This window comes from Streptomyces sp. NPDC050674 (genome assembly GCF_040654575.1).
Lineage (GTDB): Bacteria > Actinomycetota > Actinomycetes > Streptomycetales > Streptomycetaceae > Streptomyces.
Genome location: NZ_JBFAIG010000002.1, coordinates 743966 through 761238, shown reverse-complemented (window position 1 = coordinate 761238; position 17273 = coordinate 743966). Strand labels below are relative to the sequence as shown.

Genomic DNA, 17273 nt, shown 5'->3' with positions numbered 1-17273 from the left:
GCCCGACCGTTCACAGCGTCCTCGCTGTGTTTTTTCAAAGGAACCTCGACCATCGGAGATCCGATGGACGGGGTATCAACATATCTGGCGTTGACTTTTGGCACGCTGTTGAGTTCTCAAGGAACGGTCGCTTCCTTTGTACTCACCCTCTCGGGCTTTCCTCCGGGCTTCCCTTCGGTCTTGCGTTTCCGACTCTATCAGATCTTTCCGATCCGATTTCCTCGGTGCTTTCCAGGTTCTCGCTCTCGCGTTTCCCTTTCCGGCGGTTCCGACTCTATCAGATCCTTTCGGGCCTGATTCCCGGTCAGCGGGAGTTGTCTTTGCGGCTGTTGGGCCGTTCCGACGAGTGAGACTTTAGCGGATTCCCCGGCTCCCGACCTAATCGGGGGCCTCGTCCTTTCGAACGGGGATTCCTCATTCCGTGAATACGTACACCAATGAAACGACGACAGAGTTCTGCCATCGAGTAGTGGTGGGTACTTGCGGATTGGCTGCCCGGGGACCGACCGGGGTCGGCGCTCACGTCGGGCAACTCGGAGAACACTACGGAGCGGGGCAGGGCGTGTCAACTCACGGGTGGACCGCCCTGCCGCGGCGTACTCTGGGGCCATGACCACGCGTACGTGTCACCAGTCCTGGTGGGCCGCCTGACGGCGGCCGCGCTCACGTACGCACTCGACGGCCGCCGCTTCGGCGGCCGTTTCTGTTTCTCCCTCCAGCAGCACCGAGGGGCGGCCGCCCGGGGCGGTGGTCCCGACCGGAAGGTGGAGGAGAGATGACACGGGTCTTCAGCGGGGTCAAGCCGACGGGGCATCTGACGCTGGGGAACTACCTGGGGGCCATGCGGCGGTGGGCCGCGGTCGACCAGCACGAGGCCGACGCCTTGTTCTGCGTCGTCGATCTGCACGCCCTGACCGTGGACCACGATCCCGCGCGGGTGCGCAGGCTCAGTCGGCAGTCGGCGACGTTGCTGCTGGCGGCAGGTCTTGATCCGAAGCTCTGCACGGTGTTCGTGCAGAGCCACGTGGACGAGCACGCCCGGCTGTCGTACGTGCTGGAGTGCGTGGCCACCGACGGTGAGATGCGGCGGATGATCCAGTACAAGGAGAAGGCCGCGCGGGAGCAGCGGCGGGGCGGGAGTGTGCGGCTGTCGCTGCTGACGTATCCGGTGCTGATGGCGGCGGACATCCTGGCGTACGGGGCCGGCGAGGTGCCGGTCGGGGACGATCAGCGCCAGCATGTGGAACTGGCGCGGGATCTGGCCGTGCGGTTCAACCAGCGCTACGGGCACACGTTCGTGGTGCCGCGGGCCACGCGGCCGGGGGTGGCGGCGCGGGTGATGAATCTGCAGGACCCGGCGTCGAAGATGGGCAAGAGCGACGACGTGGGTCCGGGGATCGTCTATCTGCTGGACGAGCCGGACGTGGTGCGGAAGAAGGTCATGCGGGCGGTGACCGACAGCGGGCGGGAGGTCGTCTACGACCGGGAGGACCGGCCGGGGCTGGCCAATCTGCTGGAGATCCTCGCCGCGTGCACGGGTGGTAGCCCTGAGGAGCTGGCCGGGGCGTACACGTCGTACGGGGATCTGAAGCGGGACACCGCCGAGGCCGTGGTCGAGGTGCTCCGGCCCCTTCAGGCGAGGCACAAGGAGTTGTGCGCGGATCCCGCTCATGTGGAGGGGGTGCTGCGGGACGGGGCGGAGCGGGCTCGGGGGATGGCCCGGCCGACGGTGGATGCCGCGTACCGGGCGATCGGGCTGCTGCCGGCCGTGACGGAGGCGGCGGGGGCCGGGTCCGTGGTGGCGGTGTGAGGTGACGCCGGTGTGGGGGCGGGCCGCCGGCCCGCCCCCACAGGTCAGCCGTTGTTGCCTGAGGCCAGGGCGCGGCTGCGGTCGCGGGCGGCTTCGAGGGCGGCGATGAGGGCGGCCCGTACGCCGTGGTTCTCGAGTTCGCGGATGGCGTTGATGGTGGTTCCGGCGGGGGACGTGACGTTCTCGCGGAGCTTCACCGGGTGTTCGCCGCTGTCGCGGAGCATCGTGGCGGCGCCGATCGCGGACTGGACGATCAGGTCGTGGGCCTTGTCGCGGGGCAGGCCGAGGAGGATGCCGGCGTCGGTCATGGCTTCGACGAGGTAGAAGAAGTAGGCCGGGCCCGATCCGGAGAGGGCGGTGCAGGCGTCCTGCTGGGACTCGGGGACGCGGAGCGTCTTGCCGACGGCGCCGAAGATCTCCTCGGTGTGGGCGAGGTGGTCGGCGGTGGCGTGGGTGCCGGCGGAGATGACGGACATGGCCTCGTCGACCAGGGCGGGGGTGTTCGTCATGACGCGGACGACCGGGGTGTCGGGGGCCAGGCGTTCCTCGAAGTAGGCCGTGGGGATGCCGGCGGCGCCGCTGATGACCAGGCGGTCGGCGGGGACGTGGGGGGCGAGCTCGTCGAGCAGCGTGCCCATGTCCTGGGGTTTGACCGTGAGGATCAGGGTGTCGGCGGTCTTGGCGGCTTCGGGGTTGGTGACCGGGGTGACGCCGTAGCGGGTGCGGAGTTCTTCGGCTCGTTCCGGGCGGCGGGCGGTGACCAGGAGGTCGGACGGGGTCCAGCCGGCGCGGATCATTCCGCTGAGCAGGGCTTCGCCGATCTTGCCGGTGCCGAGGACTGCGACTTTCTGGGTCATGGCGCGGGGTGCCTCCGAAGGGTGCGTCGTCCGGGGTCCATCCTCGCACCGGGGAGTGGGGGGCGGCTCGGGTGTCCGCTGGGCGGGATGCCGGGCCCGGTCGCCGCCCGGGGAGGCACTCGGGGCGGTCGCGCCGGGGTGGTTACGCCGTCCGGCGCCTGAGGGTGGCCGCGCCCAGGATCAGGACCAGGAGTGCGCAGCCCGCGACGATCAGGGCGTCGCGTACGAACGTGGCGGTCATGTCGGTGTGGCGGAGCACCTCGTTCATGCCGTCGACGGCGTACGACATGGGCAGCACGTCGGAGACGGCTTCCAGGGCCGGGTGCATGGCGTCGCGCGGGGTGAACAGGCCGCACAGGAGGAGCTGGGGGAAGATCACCGCCGGCATGAACTGGACCGCCTGGAACTCCGAGGCCGCGAAGGCCGAGACGAAGAGGCCGAGGGCTGTGCCGAGGAGGGCGTCCAGGAGGGCCACGAGCAGCAGGAGCCAGGGGCTGCCGGTGACGTCGAGGCCGAGGAACCAGACCGCGAGGCCGGTGGCCAGGGCGGACTGGATGATCGCCAGGGTGCCGAAGGCCAGGGCGTAGCCGGCGATCAGGTCGCCCTTGCCGAGGGGCATGGCGAGGAGGCGTTCGAGGGTGCCCGAGGTGCGTTCGCGCAGGGTGGCGATCGACGTCACCAGGAACATCGTGATGAGCGGGAAGATCCCCAGCAGGGACGCGCCGATGTTGTCGAAGGTGCGCGGGCTGCCGTCGAAGACGTAGCGCAGCAGGAACAGCATCACGCAGGGGATGAGGATCAGCAGGGCGATGGTGCGCGGGTCGTGGGTGAGCTGGCGGAGGACCCGGGCGGCGGTGGCGGTGGTGCGGGAGGCGCTGAGGGCTCGCGGTGGGCCGGCCGGCCGGGCCTCGGGGGTGGTGCTGGTGGTCATCGGGTCGTCTCCTTCGTGCGGGCTGCCGCCTTCGCCTCGTCCACCAGGTGGAGGAAGGCCTGTTCGACCGTGTCGGCGCCGGTGCGGGCACGCAGGTCGTCGGGGGTGTCTCCCCCCGCCTCCGGCCGGGAGGTGCCCCCAGCCAGGAGCTCGCCGTCGCGCATGAGGAGGAGGCGGTGGCAACGCTCGGCCTCGTCCATGACGTGGGAGGAGACGAGGAGGGTCGCGCCGCGGTGGGTCGCGAGGTCGTGGAAGAGGTTCCACAGGTCGCGGCGCAGGACCGGGTCGAGGCCGACGGTGGGTTCGTCGAGGATCAGGAGCTCAGGGGTGCCGAGGAGGGCGACGGCCAGGGAGACGCGGTTGCGCTGGCCGCCGGAGAGGTTGCCGGCCAGGGCGTCGGCGTGGGTGGTGAGGTCGACGTCGGCGATGGCCCGGGTGACGATCTCGGCCCGGTGACCGGCGGCCGCCCGGCCGGGGTTCAGGATCGCGGCGAAGTAGTCGAGGTTCTGGCGGACGGTCAGGTCGTCGTAGACGGAGGGGGCTTGGGTGACGTAGCCGATGCGGGCGCGCAGGGTGGGGTGGCCGGCGGGGTGGCCGAGGACGTCGAGGGTGCCGGTGACGTTGGCCTGGCTGCCGACCAGGGCGCGCATGAGGGTGGACTTGCCGCAGCCGGAGGGGCCGAGGAGGCCGGTGATCCGGCCCCGGGGGACGGTGAAGCCGAGGTTGCGCAGGACCGTGCTGGGGTTGCGGACGACGGTGAGGTTCTCGGCGTGGACGGCTGGGGTGTCCGGGCCCGGGCGTGGCGAGCCGGGAGCATTATTCATCATGTGATGAATAATGCTCCCGGGGTCCGGACGCGTCAAGCGGCTGTGGTGGGTGGGCCCGGGCCTCCTTCGGGCGGGTGCGCGTCAGGCCGGGGTCGCGGCGAGGAGCAGGACGACCTCGTAGACCTCCTCCACGAAGCCGTCCGGGAAGGCGCGGAGGAGGTGCTCGCGCTCCTCGGCCAGGAACGCCGCGGTCTGTTCGGCGCCGTGGACGAGGAACACCGAGTGGCTGCCGATGTTGGCGAGGTGGGTGTCGACCGGGACGCGGCGGCTCCAGCGGACGGTGCGGCGGGTGAAGGCGAGGCGGCCGGTGGGGTCGGCGGCGCGGGCGTTGACGTTGCGCTTCTCCGCGGAGACGTCGATGCCGAAGTGGTGTGCGGTGCGGGCGGCGGCCTCGGCGATCCAGGGCACGTCGAGGGCGTCGGTGTTCCACCAGAGGGCGAGGGCGCCGCCGGGGCGCAGGACGCGCAGGGCTTCCGGGACGGCGCGCGCGGGGTCGGTCCAGTGCCAGGCCTGGGCGTAGGTGACGAGGTCGACGGAGGCGTCGGCGAGGGGGAGGTCGTCGCCCGTGCCGCGGACGACCGGGATGCCGGGGAGGGCGCGGCGGAACTGGGCCGCCATGCCGTCACCGGGTTCCACGGCGACGACGTGCGCGCCCCTGGCGTGCAGGAGGGCGGTGGCGATGCCGGTGCCGGCGCCGACGTCCGCGACGCGCGTGCCGGCGAGGGGGCGGCCGGTCAGGTCCTCTATCGCGTCGAAGAGGGCCGGGGGGTAGGAGGGCCGGTTGGCCGCGTACTGGGCCGCGGCGGCGTTGAAGGAGTGGGCCCGGGCGGCCCGGGAGGGCTCGGGGGCGGGGTGGTCGGCGGGGGGTTCGGGGGTGCGGTCGGCTCCGGTGGGGTGGTGGGCGGTGGGAGGTGTGGTCATGGGGCCATGGTGGCCGGGGGCGGGGTGGGGTGCGGTGAGATTTCGGTGAGATCGGCGGGGGTTGGGGGTGGGCGGGGGCGGTGCAGGGGCTTCGGGAATGCGGGGGCTGGGAACTTCCGGGCTTCGAGAGGGCAGGGGGGCGCGGGGGTGGGACTCAGGCGCAGGGATCGCGCCCGGGGTGACGGCACGCGGGGGACAGAAGGGGGCGCTTACCGGGGAAACCTATGGCCAGGCCGGCGCGCTAGCGGCGGGTGAGGCGGGCGAGCGTGACGCCGTTGGGGAAGGTGGTGCGCTCGGCGACATCGAAAACCGTGGGGTCGAAAGTGCCGTCGAAGGCCGGGATCCCGGCGCTGGCGACCACCGGGTAGTGCTTGACGATGAGTTCGTCGATCTCGGGCAGGAGGGTACCGGCGAGCTTGCCGCCGCCGCAGAGCCAGATGTCCAGGTCGGTGTCCTGCTCCTGCTTGAGGTCGCGGACGAGAGTGCGCGGATCGCCCGCAGCGACGGTGACGGCCGGGTCGATGTCCTGGTTCAGCGTGCTGGAGACCACGTACTGGCGCAGGTGGGCGTATGGGCTGGTGATTCCCTGGTCGAGGGCCGGGCGGTAGGTGCCGAGGCCCATGACGACGGTGTCGAACCGCCGGTTCGGTGCGTCGGCGAGGCCGACGGCGGCCCGGTAGGCGGTCGGAAGGGTCTCGGGGTAGAGGCCGTTGACCCAGGCGGCGTAGGCGGCGCTCTGCTGTTCGTCCCCGGCGGGGAAGAAGTCGTACTCGCCGTGCGGGCCTGCGATGCGGCCGTCGAGCGTGACGGCGATGTAGTACACGAGCTTCCGCACGTTGATAACTCCAGACGTAGTACTCTCTTCGTAGTGGTTTGAAACTAGTACTACAGATGGAGTGGTGTCAATGGTCAGGCGGAACGATCAGCGGCGCGCCGCCCTCGTCGATGCGGCGATCGAGGTGCTGGCCGGTGAGGGCGCACGAGGGCTGACGTTCCGGGCGGTGGACGCCGCGGCCGCCGTTCCGGCCGGGACCGCCTCCAACTACTTCGCCAACCGGGACGACCTGCTCACCCAGGCAGGGGCCCGGGTGTATGAGCGGCTCCAGCCCGACGAGGCGACGATCGCACGCCAGCAGGCGGCCGGCCGTGACCGCGAGAGCTACGCGGCGCTGATGCGGGAACTCGTCGGCCGCGTCGCCGGCTTCCGCACCGGCTATCTCGCCCTGCTCGAACTGCGCCTCGAGGCCACCCGCCGCCCCGAACTGCGCAGGGTCCTCACCGAGCGGGTGCGCGCCGACGTCGACGCCAATGTCGCTCACCACGAGGCCTCCGGGCTCCCCGGCGACGCCATGGCCGTGAAGCTGCTCATGCTGACTCTGAACTGGCTGATCGTCGAGCAGCTGACCCTGCCGGACGTCTTCGACGAGGCAGAGCGCGGACAACTGGTCACGGCAGCGGTCGAGCGCATCGTCGCGGCGCGGTAGGGGGCCGGGAGGCTCAAGCGCGGCCCGGGCCTGGCGGCGATGCGCCGGGCGCTACCTGCGGCGGCGGTTCCTCGGGTTGCCCGAGCGTCGGGTCGTGCGCTGCTCGTACTGCCTGCGGGCCTCTTCGTACTCCTCGCGGTGGAGCTTCTCCCCGGGCGCCTCGGTGAGGGAGCGGAAGAAGTAGGCGAGCAGGGAGCCGACGAAGCCGACCGTCAGGAGGCCACGCAGGGATGCCTGGCGGTCGGGGTCGGGGCGCCGGGTGAAGCCGTCCCAGGTGTGACGGAAGGCCATCGCGCTGCACACCGCGAACATCACGACCATGAGGAGCGTGACGAAACCGCCGATCGCGGCGATCTGGAGCCCCTGGTAGGCGAGGCGGAGGACGAGGCAGGAGACGGCCGCGGCGGCGAGAGAACCGGCGGCGACCGCGATGCGGCGGGCGGTGTAGCCGCTGTCGTGGTGCAGCCAGGTCGTGCCGAAGAAGCGCAGGGGCTCGGGGCGGGGGCCGAGGCGCCCGGCCGGGGAGCCCGCGGGGGCGGCAGGGGTGCTGTCGTCTGCACTCACAGGTCGATTATGACCACTGCCGGGCCGCGGGCTCCGTGCGGGCCGAGGACTTCGCGGACACGACCTACCCGCAGCTCGAGGCGACGTAGCCGTCGCTGCCCGTCTTCACGTAGGCGTCCGAGACGAACGCGCCGTTGGTTTTCGGAGTCGTGGCGGCCGGATCAGGAGCAGCGCGGACGGACATAGCCGTCGCTGCCGGTGTTCACGTAGGCGTCCGAGACGTACTGGCCGTTGTCGATGTTGTCCCAGATGTTCGTCGTGCCGTACGGGCCCGTCACCGAGGTGCCCGGCGACTGGCAGTAGATCGGGACCTTCGCTCCTTCGGGCAGGATCCGGACCACGGTGTAGTTGGTGCCCGGGCCGCTGCGGACGTTGAGACGGGCGCCCGGCGCGACCGAGTAGTAGCGCAGGGCCGTGGTGGTGACCTCGGCGCCGGCCGCTTCCGTCAGCTGGCCGCTCACCGTCTCTTCGACACGGTCGACAGACATGAAAACTCCCCCCGTTGCACCCCATGACTGCCATGGGGCCCCGTTGATTCCCCCGCGTCACGTCGTGAAACACACGTGCGCGACTCGCACGCGGAGACTAGCAAGCCGCCTCTGTCCCGAACGAGCCATCGACTAGGCTCCGTGCGTCGCGCGCGCGGACGAAGAGCACGGGGGTGGGTCCATGGCGCCACAGAGCGGTACCGGGACGGGCCCGGAAGCGGAACTTCCCGAATACGCCGGCCACTACCGGCTGGAGTCGATCCTGGGCTCCGGGGGCATGGGTGTCGTGCATCTCGCGCGCAGTACCTCGGGGATGAAGCTCGCGGTGAAGGTCGTCCACGCCGAGTTCGCCAGGGACCCCGAGTTCAGGGGGCGGTTCAGACAGGAGGTGGCGGCCGCTCGACAGGTCAGCGGTGCCTTCACCGCGTCCGTCGTCGACGCCGACTCGGAGGCCGAACGGCCCTGGATGGCCACCCTGTTCATCCCCGGGCCGACCCTGTCCGGCCATGTGAAGCGGAACGGGGCCATGAACCCCGCCGAGTTGCGCCGCCTGATGGCCGGACTGGCCGAGGCGCTGCGCGACATCCACCGGGTCGGTGTGGTGCACAGGGATCTCAAACCGAGCAATGTGCTCCTCGCCGAGGACGGTCCCAAAGTCATCGACTTCGGCATCTCCCGGCCCAAGGACAGCGAACTGCGCACCGAGACGGGCAAGTTGATCGGGACCCCGCCGTTCATGGCGCCGGAGCAGTTCCGGCGCCCCCGGGAAGTGGGGCCCGCCGCCGACGTCTTCGCGCTCGGGTCGGTGATGGTGCACGCGGCCACGGGGCGCGGGCCGTTCGACTCCGACAGTCCGTACGTCGTCGCCTACCAGGTCGTCCATGACGAACCGGACCTGGCCGGGGTACCGGAGAGTCTCGCGCCCCTCGTGGCGCGGTGTCTGGCCAAGGAGCCCGAGGACCGGCCGACACCGGACGAGCTGATGCGGGAACTGCGGTCGGTGGCGGCCTCGTACGACACCCAGGTGTTCATACCGGCACAACGGGCGGGAGACCCGCCGGAGCCCGAGCCGGGCCCGGAGCGGCGCGTCCCCGAGCCCGGACGGCGGTCCTGGAGACTCCCCGGCAGGTGGCCGCTGGTCGGGACCGGCCTCCTCGGTCTGGCCGCCATCGCCGCGTTGACCTCCGTGCAGCTGCTCGGCGGTGACGATCCGGCCCCCGCGGGCGGCAGCGCGCCGCGCGCGAGGGCGGCGGGAGTGAGCCCGTGGGAGACGACGTCGGCGCCCGAGAAGGGGACGCCGCAGTGCTCCCACGGAGAAGGGGTGCTGGTCTGCGCGCAGACGGGTCGTGTCTTCGCGCTCGACCCGTCCGACGGGCGCCGGCTGTGGCAGCGCACCGGCGCCACGGCTCAGGGCGGACGGCCGGTCGTGTCAGGCGGCCTGGTGCAGCCCGCCCTGGACCGGGGCACGCGACTGGAGGCCTTCGAGCCGGCCTCGGGCAGGACGCGCTGGCGGCAGACGGTGCCGTCGTACAGCGGGCTGGCGCACGCGGGGGGCATGCTCCTGGTCACCGGCGCCGACGGCACGGTCACCGGCGTGGACAGCGCTACGGGGCGCACGAAGTGGAACCGCCGCATCGAGGGGCACCGGGCCCCGTACTTCACGTCCTTCTCCGCCGACCCTTCGGCCTATGCGACGAGCACGTCGGACGACGGGTCGAGCACCCGCGTCACCGCGGTCGCCCCGGAGACGGGCGAGGTCCGATGGGACGTACGGCTGAAGGGGTCGTTGCAGCCCGTCGGCGCGGCCGGCGGATCCGTCGTCCTCGTCTCCGTCGACGCGGTCTACGGATCGACGAAGGCCGTGGTGCAATACACGCCGGACGACGGGACATCCCGTCGGGTGGTGCTGCCCGTCCCGCTCGAGCGGTCGCAGGCCACGGTGCGCGGCGACGTCGTGTATCTGATGGGGGACGGCGGATCCCTGGTGGCCGTCGACCTGCGTGCGCAGCGGCAGCTCTGGAGCCTGGAGACCGCGGTGACCCGGGGCTCCGCGCCGGTGGCCGACGGCCGGTACGTCTACTTCTCCGCCCCCGACGGGCGCCTGCTCGGCGTGGACGCACGTGAGGGCCGGCTCCTCGGGCAGACGCCCCCGCGGCTCGGCACGAACGCGGCACGGGTCGCGGACGCGGTCCCCGCCCCCGTACTCGCCGACGGCCGTCTGTGCGCCGCCGCTCCCGACGGCACCGTCTTCGCCGTCCCCGCGGGCGATCCCGCCACCTGGCCACACGGATGAGGGCCGCCCCCCGGCAACGGGGGACGGCCCTGAGTCCGCGACGGGGTCAGCCCAGCTTCGACACGTCCCGCACGGCGCCCTTGTCCGCGCTGGTCGCCATCGCCGCGTAGGCCCGCAGCGCGGCCGAGACCTTGCGCTCGCGGTTCTTCGGGGCGTAGACGCCGTTGAGCGCCTGCTCGCGGCGGGTCAGCTCGGCGTCGTCCACCAGCAGCTCGATGGAGCGGTTCGGGATGTCGATGCGGATGCGGTCGCCGTCCTCGACCAGGGCGATGGTGCCACCCGCGGCCGCCTCGGGCGAGGCGTGGCCGATGGACAGGCCCGAGGTGCCGCCGGAGAAGCGGCCGTCGGTGACCAGCGCGCAGACCTTGCCCAGGCCGCGGCCCTTCAGATACGAGGTCGGGTAGAGCATCTCCTGCATGCCGGGGCCGCCCTTGGGGCCCTCGTAGCGGATGACGACGACGTCGCCCTCCTTCACCTGCTGGGTGAGGATCTTCTGCACGGCCTCCTCCTGCGACTCGCAGACGACCGCCGGACCCTCGAAGGTCCAGATGGACTCGTCGACGCCGGCCGTCTTCACGACACAGCCGTCCACGGCCAGGTTGCCCTTGAGGACCGCGAGGCCGCCGTCCTTGGAGTAGGCGTGCTCGGCGGAGCGGATGCAGCCGCCCTCGGCGTCCTCGTCCAGGGCCTCCCAGCGCTCGGACTGGGAGAAGGCCTCGGCGGAGCGGACGCAGCCGGGGGCCGCGTGCCACAGCTCGATCGCCTCCGGGGACGGCGAGCCGCCGCGCACGTCCCAGGTCTTCAGCCAGTCGGCCAGGGAGGGGCTGTGGACGCAGTGCACGTCCTCGTTGAGCAGCCCGGCGCGGTGCAGCTCGCCCAGCAGGGCGGGGATGCCACCGGCGCGGTGCACGTCCTCCATGTAGTACGTGCGGTCCTTGGCCACGTTCGGGGCGACCTTGGCCAGGCACGGCACACGGCGGGAGACCTCGTTGATCTCCTCCAGCCCGAAGGGGACGCCCGCCTCCTGGGCGGCGGCCAGCAGGTGCAGGATCGTGTTGGTGGAGCCGCCCATGGCGATGTCGAGGGCCATGGCGTTCTCGAAGGCGGCGACGGACGCCACGCTGCGCGGCAGGACCGTCTCGTCGTCCTGCTCGTAGTAGCGGCGGCTGATGTCCATGACCGTCTTGGCCGCGTTGACGTACAGCTGCCTGCGGGCGGTGTGCGTGGCGAGGACCGAGCCGTTGCCCGGCAGGGACAGGCCGATGGCCTCGGTCAGGCAGTTCATCGAGTTGGCGGTGAACATGCCGGAACACGAGCCGCAGGTCGGGCAGGCGTTCTCCTCGATGCGGAGGATGTCCTCGTCGGAGATCTTGTCGTTCACAGCGTCGGAGATCGCGTCGACCAGGTCGAGCGTGCGGACCGTGCCGTCGACCAGGGTGGCGCGGCCGGACTCCATGGGGCCGCCGGAGACGAACACCGTCGGGATGTTCAGCCGCAGGGCGGCGTTGAGCATGCCCGGGGTGATCTTGTCGCAGTTGGAGATGCAGATCAGGGCGTCGGCGCAGTGGGCCTCCACCATGTACTCCACGCTGTCCGCGATCAGGTCGCGCGAGGGCAGGGAGTAGAGCATGCCGCCGTGGCCCATGGCGATGCCGTCGTCCACGGCGATCGTGTTGAACTCGCGCGGGATGCCGCCGGCCTCGATCACCGCCTCGCTGACGATCCGGCCCACCGGCGCCAGGTGCGTGTGGCCGGGGACGAACTCCGTGAAGCTGTTGGCGACCGCGATGATCGGCTTGCGGCCGATGTCCCCGCCCGGTACACCGGAGGCGCGCATCAGGGCGCGGGCGCCCGCCATGTTGCGGCCGTGGGTGACTGTGCGGGACCTCAGCTCGGGCATCGTCGCTCGCTCCTTCAGAGACTGCGTCAGAGGATTCGGACACTTCTGACTGCTACCGAGCGTACGCCGGTCATCCAGAGGGCGGGACGGAGTGTCCGGAATGCGGGACGGCCGTCTCGGAGACGGCGGCGTCCGCGAGCCCTACGGGCCGGTCAGGTGTCCCTGCACGACCGGTGCGATGCGCGCGATGATCTGCTCCGGGTCCGCGGAGGCCAGCGGCTCGACCTTGACGACGTAGCGCAGGATCGCGGTGCCGACCAGCTGCGCGGCGGCCAGCTCGGCCCGCAGCTCGGCGTCCGGCTGCTCCAGCCGGCCGGCGATGCGGCGCAGCACCTGGGTGGCGACGATCCGGCGGAAGACGGCGGCCGCGGTCTCGTTGGTGAGGGCGGAGCGGACGATGGCGAGCACGGGCGCGCGGGTCGCCGGGTTCTCCCAGATCCCGAAGAAGAAGCGGGCCAGGCGCTCCCCCACCCCGTCGAGCGGGCCCTCCTCGATGGCCTTGGGGGCTTGCAGGGCGGGCCCGAAGGACTGGGTGATCGCCGCCTCGAAGACCTGCTCCTTCGTGCCGAAGTAGTGGTGCACGAGGGCGGAGTCGACACCCGCGGACTTGGCGATGCCGCGCACGGACGTCTTCTCGTAACCGCGCTCGGAGAACTCGTCGCGGGCGGCGGCCAGGATGCGGTCGCGGGTGTCGGCCGACTCGGCGCGCGGGGGGCGGCCGCGGCGGCGGGCGGCCGTGCCGGACCCGCCTCCGGCCGGGGACCGCTCGGTCATCGCCGCGGCACCTTCACGGCCGAGGCCAGGTGCAGGCGGGTGAAGGCCAGGGCCTCCGCCAGATCGGCCTCGCGCTCCGCGCTCGACATCGCGCGGCGGGTGTTGACCTCGATGACGACGTGCCCGTCGAAGCCGGTCAGGGCGAGCCGCTCCAGCACCTCGGCGCAGGGCTGGGTGCCGCGGCCGGGCACCAGGTGCTCGTCCTTGGCGGAACCCCGGCCGTCGGCGAGGTGGACGTGGCCGAGCCGGTCCCCCATGCGGTCGACCATGTCCAGGGCGTCGGAGCGGGCCGTCGCGGTGTGGCTGAGGTCGATCGTGAAGTGCCGGTAGTCGTCCTTCGTCACGTCCCAGTCGGGGGCGTACGCGAGCATCTCGCGGTCGCGGTAGCGCCACGGGTACATGTTTTCGACGGCGAACCGTACGTCCGTCTCGTCGGCCATGCGCCAGATGCCGTTGACGAAGTCCCGGGCGTACTGGCGCTGCCAGCGGAACGGGGGGTGGACGACGACCGTGCTCGCGCCGAGCTTCTCCGCCGCCGTGCGGGCCCGCTGGAGTTTGGTCCACGGGTCGGTGGACCAGACGCGCTGCGTGATGAGCAGGCAGGGGGCGTGCACGGCCAGGATCGGGATGCGGTGGTAGTCGCTGAGTCTGCGCAGGGCCTCGATGTCCTGGCTGACCGGGTCGGTCCAGACCATGACCTCGACTCCGTCGTAGCCGAGGCGCGCGGCGATCTCGAAGGCCGTGGCCGTCGACTCCGGGTAGACCGAGGCCGTCGACAGGGCGACCTTCGCGTCCGGGATCTTCACGGCTGGCTCTGCCATGCAGGACAGGTTACGGGGTGTGGTCGGGGTGAAGTGGGGGCTCTCTTCGCCGTTGTGGTGTTTGCCATAGCAGTGGGGTCCTCTACACCGACTCCATGTGATCCAGGCGACGCAGGATCACGCCTTCGCGCAGCGCCCAGGGGCATATCTCGACCCGCTCCACGCCGAAGAGGTCCAGGGCGGCCTCGGCCACCAGGGCGCCCGCCAGGAGCTGACCGGCGCGGCCCTCCGAGACGCCCGGCAGCTCCGCGCGCTCGCGCTCCGTCATGGCCGCCAGGCGCGGGACCCAGCCCTCCAGGGACTCGCGCTTGAGCTCGCGCTGGACGTAGAGGCCCTCGGCGGAGCGGGCGGCACCGGCGAGGCGGGCCAGCTGTTTGAAGGTCTTCGAGGTGGCGACGACGTGGTCGGGGGCGCCGAAGCGGCTGAACTCGCCGACCGTGCGGGCGATCTCGGTGCGCACATGGCGGCGCAGGGCGCGGACGTCGTCCGGGTCGGGCGGATCGCCGGGCAGCCAGCCGGCGGTGAGGCGCCCGGCGCCCAGGGGGAGGGAGGCGGCCGCGTCGGGCTCCTCGTCCATGCCGTAGGCGATCTCGAGGGATCCGCCGCCGATGTCCAGGACCAGCAGCTTTCCGGCGGACCAGCCGAACCAGCGGCGGGCGGCGAGGAAGGTGAGGCGGGCCTCCTCCTCGCCGGTGAGGACCTGGAGCTCGACACCGGTCTCGGCGCGTACCCGGGCCAGGACGTCGTCGGCGTTGCCGGCCTCGCGCACGGCGGAGGTGGCGAACGGGAGCAGGTCCTCGACGCCCTTGTCCTCGGCGGCCTGGAGGGCCTCCCGGATGACCGAGACCAGTCGGTCGACGCCGTGCGGGCCGATCGCGCCGTCGTCTTCGAGGAGCTGGGCGAGGCGCAGTTCCGCCTTGTGCGAGTGCGCGGGAAGCGGGCACGCGCCGGGGTGCGCGTCCACCACGAGCAGATGCACCGTGTTCGATCCCACGTCGAGGACACCGAGTCTCATGTACGGCACGCTACTGCCCACCGGGCCGTCCGCCGTCCTCGGTGGGGGTACGAGGCCCGTACCCTGGACTCGTGCCAAAGACGAAAAAGGCCAAGCGCGACAAATCACCTGGCGTCGCGGTACCCGACGAGCAGGGCCTGGACTTCGCCCGCGCGTGGGTGGAGTTTCCCGATCCGGCGGACGACGAGCAGGTGTTCCGCTGCGATCTGACATGGCTGACCTCTCGCTGGAACTGCATCTTCGGCAGCGGCTGCCAGGGCATCCAGGCGGGCCGCGCGGACGACGGGTGCTGCACGTTGGGTGCCCACTTCTCCGACGAGGACGACGAGAAGCGCGTGGCCGGGCATGTGGCCAGGCTCACGCCGGACATCTGGCAGCACCACGCCGAGGGCACGCGGAACGGCTGGGTCTCCGAGGACGAGGACGGCGATCGGCAGACCCGGCCCTTCCAGGGCTCGTGCATCTTCCAGAACCGGCCCGGCTTCCCGGGCGGCATGGGCTGCTCGCTGCACATCCTGGCCCTGAAGGAGGGCCGCGAGCCGCTGGAGACCAAGCCGGACGTGTGCTGGCAGCTGCCTGTGCGGCGGACGTACGAGTGGATCGACCGGCCCGACGACACCCGCGTCCTCCAGGTGTCGATCGGCGAGTACGACCGCCGGGGCTGGGGCCCGGGCGGTCACGACCTGCACTGGTGGTGCACGTCGGCCACCTCGGCGCACGGCGCGGGCGACCCCGTCTACGTCTCCTACCGGCCCGAGCTGATCGAGCTGATGGGCAAGGCCGGCTACGACCGGCTGGTCGAGCTGTGCGAGGAGCGGCTGGCCTCGCAGTTGCCGCTGCTGGCACCGCACCCTGCGGATCCGGGGATCTGAGCGGCCGGTTACGAGGTGGCCGGGCTCGGGTCGCCGCCGTCCGAGGGCGGTGGCGTCGAGCCCGTCGGCTCGGTCGGGGCGGTGTCCGTGGGGGTGGGGTCCGGGTCGGGTGACGGGGGCGGGGTGGTCGGCGTCGGGTCCGGGTCCGGGGCGGAGGTCGTGGGTGTCGGGTCGGGCCGGGTCGGGCCCGGGTCACTGGGCCGGGGGTCCGGGCCGGGGCCGGAGGGACTGGGCGCGGTGCCGTAGCCGTCGATGTGGACGACGGCGCCCGCCGGTGCGATCGCCACCTGCGCGTGCCAGGGCCCGGCGGGCTCCCGCAGATGGTCGACGTACACCTTGATCGTCAACGACTCGCCGGGCCGCAGCGTTCCCGAGGACCGGCTGAGGTAGAGCCAGGGGGCTCCCGTGGTCGCGGACCAGCGGACCGGGGCCGGGCCGGTGGCGGTCAGGGTGACGAGGGTGGTGTCGCCGCTGTGGTCAGCGGTGACCTCGAGGGTGGTCTCGCGGCCGGCGCCGGCGACGCCGATGACCTCGACGGAGACGTCGGCCTTGCCGTCCTTGCCGAAGCGGGGGCCGGGCCGGGTGCTGGCGTTGCCGGTGTTCTCGTAGCCGCCGCCCGCCATCTCGCCGTCCAGGCCGAAGGGGTCGTCCGCCTCGCGCGCGGAGGCCGAGCGGCCGTCCTGGCCCTCACCGACGGGGGTGCCCCGGTAGGCCGCCCACAGGGCGAGCACGGGGGCGGCCACCACGGTGGCGACGACGGTCGTGGTCACGGCACGCGCGCGGAGACGGTCCCTCCGGGCGGCGTGGTCCTTGGGGTCCATCGGGAATCCGCGCCGGTCGAAGCGGGGCGCGAGCCCCCGCGCGTGGTGCGACATGGCGACGTGCAGGGCCGCCCGGGGCGCTGGCAGGACGGGCAGTTCGGCGGGCGTGACGCTGGTGCCGGGCCAGCGGCCGGGGATGGCGCGCTCGGCGGTGCGGCGGCAGCGCGGGCAGTCGTCGACGTGCCGGACGAGTTCGCGGCGCAGGGCCGTGCCGAGCACGAGCCGGTCGTCGCCCGCGAGGTGCGCCACGCTCGGACACGCCCGGGTCTCGACCACGGCGAGGGCGGCACGCGTGCGTTCCACCTCGCAGGCGGCGGAGGCGAGCAGGTCGCGGGCGGCGGCCGGGTCCATGCCGAGGACGGCGGCGACCTCGTGGGCGGCGAGGTGGTGGCGCACGGCCAGTTCGAGCGCCTCCCGCTGCTCCGGGGTGGTGCCGGCGGCCTCCGGCCAGGCGAGCAGGGCCAGTTCGCGACGGCGCCGCTCCTGGACCTCCTCGGAAGGGGCCGGGCCGGCCGGCCGGTCGGCGCGCTGCCGTGCGGCGCGGCCCGCGGCGTGGCTGCTCTGACGTTTCTGCTTGGCCTCGGCCAGCTTGCGCAGGCACGCCCAGCGGGCCAGCGCGTACAGCCAGGCCCTGCGGTCCGCGGGCGCCTCGGGCGCGTGCCGGCCCCGCCGTTCGGCGAGTGCGAGGACGTCGCCCAGGGCGGCGGTCGCGGCCTCGTGGTCGCACAGCACGGACAGGCAGTAGGTGAACAGGCCGTCCAGGTAGGGCTCGTAGCGCGCGGGCGGCCGCTGCGCCAGCGTGCGCGCAGCCCCTCGGTCACGCGCTTCCCGGTGCGCCCGGTGCGCGCCGGCCGTGCGGGTCGAGATCTCCGGAGTACTGCTCATCATTCGGCGA

17 protein-coding genes are annotated in these 17273 nt (G+C 72.2%); 4 read left to right on the top strand and 13 right to left on the bottom strand.

Annotated features, from left to right (window positions below; genetic code table 11):
- Window positions 1–626: 626 nt before the first annotated feature.
- Entirely contained in the window at window positions 627–782 is a 156-nt protein-coding gene (locus AB0I06_RS06920; RefSeq protein ID WP_363117672.1) for a hypothetical protein, read from the bottom strand.
- Between AB0I06_RS06920 and trpS the strand changes: the two genes are divergently transcribed.
- Window positions 776–1810, top strand: coding sequence for a tryptophan--tRNA ligase (trpS, locus tag AB0I06_RS06915; protein WP_363117671.1), 1035 nt, complete (start codon window positions 776–778; stop codon window positions 1808–1810). The genes AB0I06_RS06920 and trpS overlap by 7 nt on opposite strands.
- Window positions 1811–1854: 44 nt before the next feature.
- Here trpS and proC read toward each other — a convergent pair whose 3' ends face one another.
- The 5 genes from proC to AB0I06_RS06890 form a co-directional block, all read right to left on the bottom strand.
- Window positions 1855–2667 (bottom strand): pyrroline-5-carboxylate reductase, encoded by an 813-nt coding sequence (proC, locus tag AB0I06_RS06910; protein ID WP_363117670.1) that lies wholly within the window; start codon window positions 2665–2667, stop codon window positions 1855–1857.
- A gap of 142 nt (window positions 2668–2809) precedes the next feature.
- The gene (locus tag AB0I06_RS06905; RefSeq protein ID WP_363117669.1) at window positions 2810–3598 is read right to left on the bottom strand and encodes an ABC transporter permease; all 789 of its coding nucleotides are present in this window, start codon (window positions 3596–3598) and stop codon (window positions 2810–2812) included.
- Complete coding sequence (locus AB0I06_RS06900) at window positions 3595–4425, bottom strand: ABC transporter ATP-binding protein (RefSeq protein ID WP_363117668.1); 831 nt, start codon at window positions 4423–4425, stop codon at window positions 3595–3597. The genes AB0I06_RS06905 and AB0I06_RS06900 overlap by 4 nt, the downstream gene beginning before the upstream one ends.
- 81 nt (window positions 4426–4506) lie before the next feature.
- Window positions 4507–5346 (bottom strand): class I SAM-dependent methyltransferase, encoded by an 840-nt coding sequence (locus AB0I06_RS06895; RefSeq protein ID WP_363117667.1) that lies wholly within the window; start codon window positions 5344–5346, stop codon window positions 4507–4509.
- A gap of 241 nt (window positions 5347–5587) precedes the next feature.
- Window positions 5588–6181: a dihydrofolate reductase family protein gene (locus tag AB0I06_RS06890; protein ID WP_363117666.1), complete on the bottom strand. Its 594-nt coding sequence runs from the start codon at window positions 6179–6181 to the stop codon at window positions 5588–5590.
- A gap of 70 nt (window positions 6182–6251) precedes the next feature.
- On the opposite strand from AB0I06_RS06890, the gene AB0I06_RS06885 reads away from it, so the two are divergent.
- Window positions 6252–6830 (top strand): TetR family transcriptional regulator, encoded by a 579-nt coding sequence (locus AB0I06_RS06885; RefSeq protein ID WP_363117665.1) that lies wholly within the window; start codon window positions 6252–6254, stop codon window positions 6828–6830.
- Window positions 6831–6881: 51 nt separating this feature from the next.
- Here AB0I06_RS06885 and AB0I06_RS06880 read toward each other — a convergent pair whose 3' ends face one another.
- Together AB0I06_RS06880 and AB0I06_RS06875 are read right to left on the bottom strand one after the other, a co-directional pair.
- Entirely contained in the window at window positions 6882–7394 is a 513-nt protein-coding gene (locus AB0I06_RS06880; RefSeq protein ID WP_363117664.1) for an EamA/RhaT family transporter, read from the bottom strand.
- Window positions 7395–7555: 161 nt separating this feature from the next.
- The gene (locus AB0I06_RS06875; protein ID WP_363117663.1) at window positions 7556–7882 is read right to left on the bottom strand and encodes an SH3 domain-containing protein; all 327 of its coding nucleotides are present in this window, start codon (window positions 7880–7882) and stop codon (window positions 7556–7558) included.
- A gap of 181 nt (window positions 7883–8063) precedes the next feature.
- Here AB0I06_RS06875 and AB0I06_RS06870 point away from each other — a divergent pair, with 181 nt between their 5' ends.
- Window positions 8064–10175, top strand: coding sequence for a serine/threonine-protein kinase (locus AB0I06_RS06870; RefSeq protein WP_363117662.1), 2112 nt, complete (start codon window positions 8064–8066; stop codon window positions 10173–10175).
- A 46-nt stretch (window positions 10176–10221) separates the two neighbouring features.
- On the opposite strand, the gene ilvD is transcribed toward AB0I06_RS06870, so the two are convergent.
- The 4 genes from ilvD to AB0I06_RS06850 form a co-directional block, all read right to left on the bottom strand.
- Complete coding sequence (gene ilvD / locus AB0I06_RS06865; RefSeq protein WP_363117661.1) at window positions 10222–12075, bottom strand: dihydroxy-acid dehydratase; 1854 nt, start codon at window positions 12073–12075, stop codon at window positions 10222–10224.
- Window positions 12076–12216: 141 nt separating this feature from the next.
- Complete coding sequence (locus tag AB0I06_RS06860; protein ID WP_363117660.1) at window positions 12217–12849, bottom strand: TetR family transcriptional regulator; 633 nt, start codon at window positions 12847–12849, stop codon at window positions 12217–12219.
- On the bottom strand, window positions 12846–13670 hold the full coding sequence (locus tag AB0I06_RS06855; protein ID WP_363117659.1) for a sugar phosphate isomerase/epimerase: 825 nt from the start codon (window positions 13668–13670) through the stop codon (window positions 12846–12848). Before AB0I06_RS06855 ends, AB0I06_RS06860 begins: the two co-directional genes overlap by 4 nt.
- Window positions 13671–13752: 82 nt before the next feature.
- Window positions 13753–14685 (bottom strand): Ppx/GppA phosphatase family protein, encoded by a 933-nt coding sequence (locus tag AB0I06_RS06850; protein ID WP_363117658.1) that lies wholly within the window; start codon window positions 14683–14685, stop codon window positions 13753–13755.
- Window positions 14686–14756: 71 nt separating this feature from the next.
- Between AB0I06_RS06850 and AB0I06_RS06845 the strand changes: the two genes are divergently transcribed.
- The gene (locus AB0I06_RS06845) at window positions 14757–15557 is read left to right on the top strand and encodes a hypothetical protein (protein ID WP_363117656.1); all 801 of its coding nucleotides are present in this window, start codon (window positions 14757–14759) and stop codon (window positions 15555–15557) included.
- 8 nt (window positions 15558–15565) lie between these two features.
- Here the strand turns inward: AB0I06_RS06845 and AB0I06_RS06840 are convergent, their stop codons facing one another.
- On the bottom strand, window positions 15566–17266 hold the full coding sequence (locus AB0I06_RS06840; protein WP_363117655.1) for a hypothetical protein: 1701 nt from the start codon (window positions 17264–17266) through the stop codon (window positions 15566–15568).
- Window positions 17267–17273 lie beyond the last annotated feature (7 nt).

Coding starts and splice junctions, on each gene's coding strand:
- trpS (WP_363117671.1), top strand. CDS start 776: ATGACACGGGTCTTCAGCGGGGTCAAGCCGACGGGGCATCTGACGCTG.
- proC (WP_363117670.1), bottom strand. CDS start 2,667: ATGACCCAGAAAGTCGCAGTCCTCGGCACCGGCAAGATCGGCGAAGCC.
- AB0I06_RS06905 (WP_363117669.1), bottom strand. CDS start 3,598: ATGACCACCAGCACCACCCCCGAGGCCCGGCCGGCCGGCCCACCGCGA.
- AB0I06_RS06900 (WP_363117668.1), bottom strand. CDS start 4,425: ATGATGAATAATGCTCCCGGCTCGCCACGCCCGGGCCCGGACACCCCA.
- AB0I06_RS06895 (WP_363117667.1), bottom strand. CDS start 5,346: ATGACCACACCTCCCACCGCCCACCACCCCACCGGAGCCGACCGCACC.
- AB0I06_RS06885 (WP_363117665.1), top strand. CDS start 6,252: ATGGTCAGGCGGAACGATCAGCGGCGCGCCGCCCTCGTCGATGCGGCG.
- AB0I06_RS06875 (WP_363117663.1), bottom strand. CDS start 7,882: ATGTCTGTCGACCGTGTCGAAGAGACGGTGAGCGGCCAGCTGACGGAA.
- AB0I06_RS06870 (WP_363117662.1), top strand. CDS start 8,064: ATGGCGCCACAGAGCGGTACCGGGACGGGCCCGGAAGCGGAACTTCCC.
- ilvD (WP_363117661.1), bottom strand. CDS start 12,075: ATGCCCGAGCTGAGGTCCCGCACAGTCACCCACGGCCGCAACATGGCG.
- AB0I06_RS06860 (WP_363117660.1), bottom strand. CDS start 12,849: ATGACCGAGCGGTCCCCGGCCGGAGGCGGGTCCGGCACGGCCGCCCGC.
- AB0I06_RS06855 (WP_363117659.1), bottom strand. CDS start 13,670: ATGGCAGAGCCAGCCGTGAAGATCCCGGACGCGAAGGTCGCCCTGTCG.
- AB0I06_RS06850 (WP_363117658.1), bottom strand. CDS start 14,685: ATGAGACTCGGTGTCCTCGACGTGGGATCGAACACGGTGCATCTGCTC.
- AB0I06_RS06840 (WP_363117655.1), bottom strand. CDS start 17,266: ATGATGAGCAGTACTCCGGAGATCTCGACCCGCACGGCCGGCGCGCAC.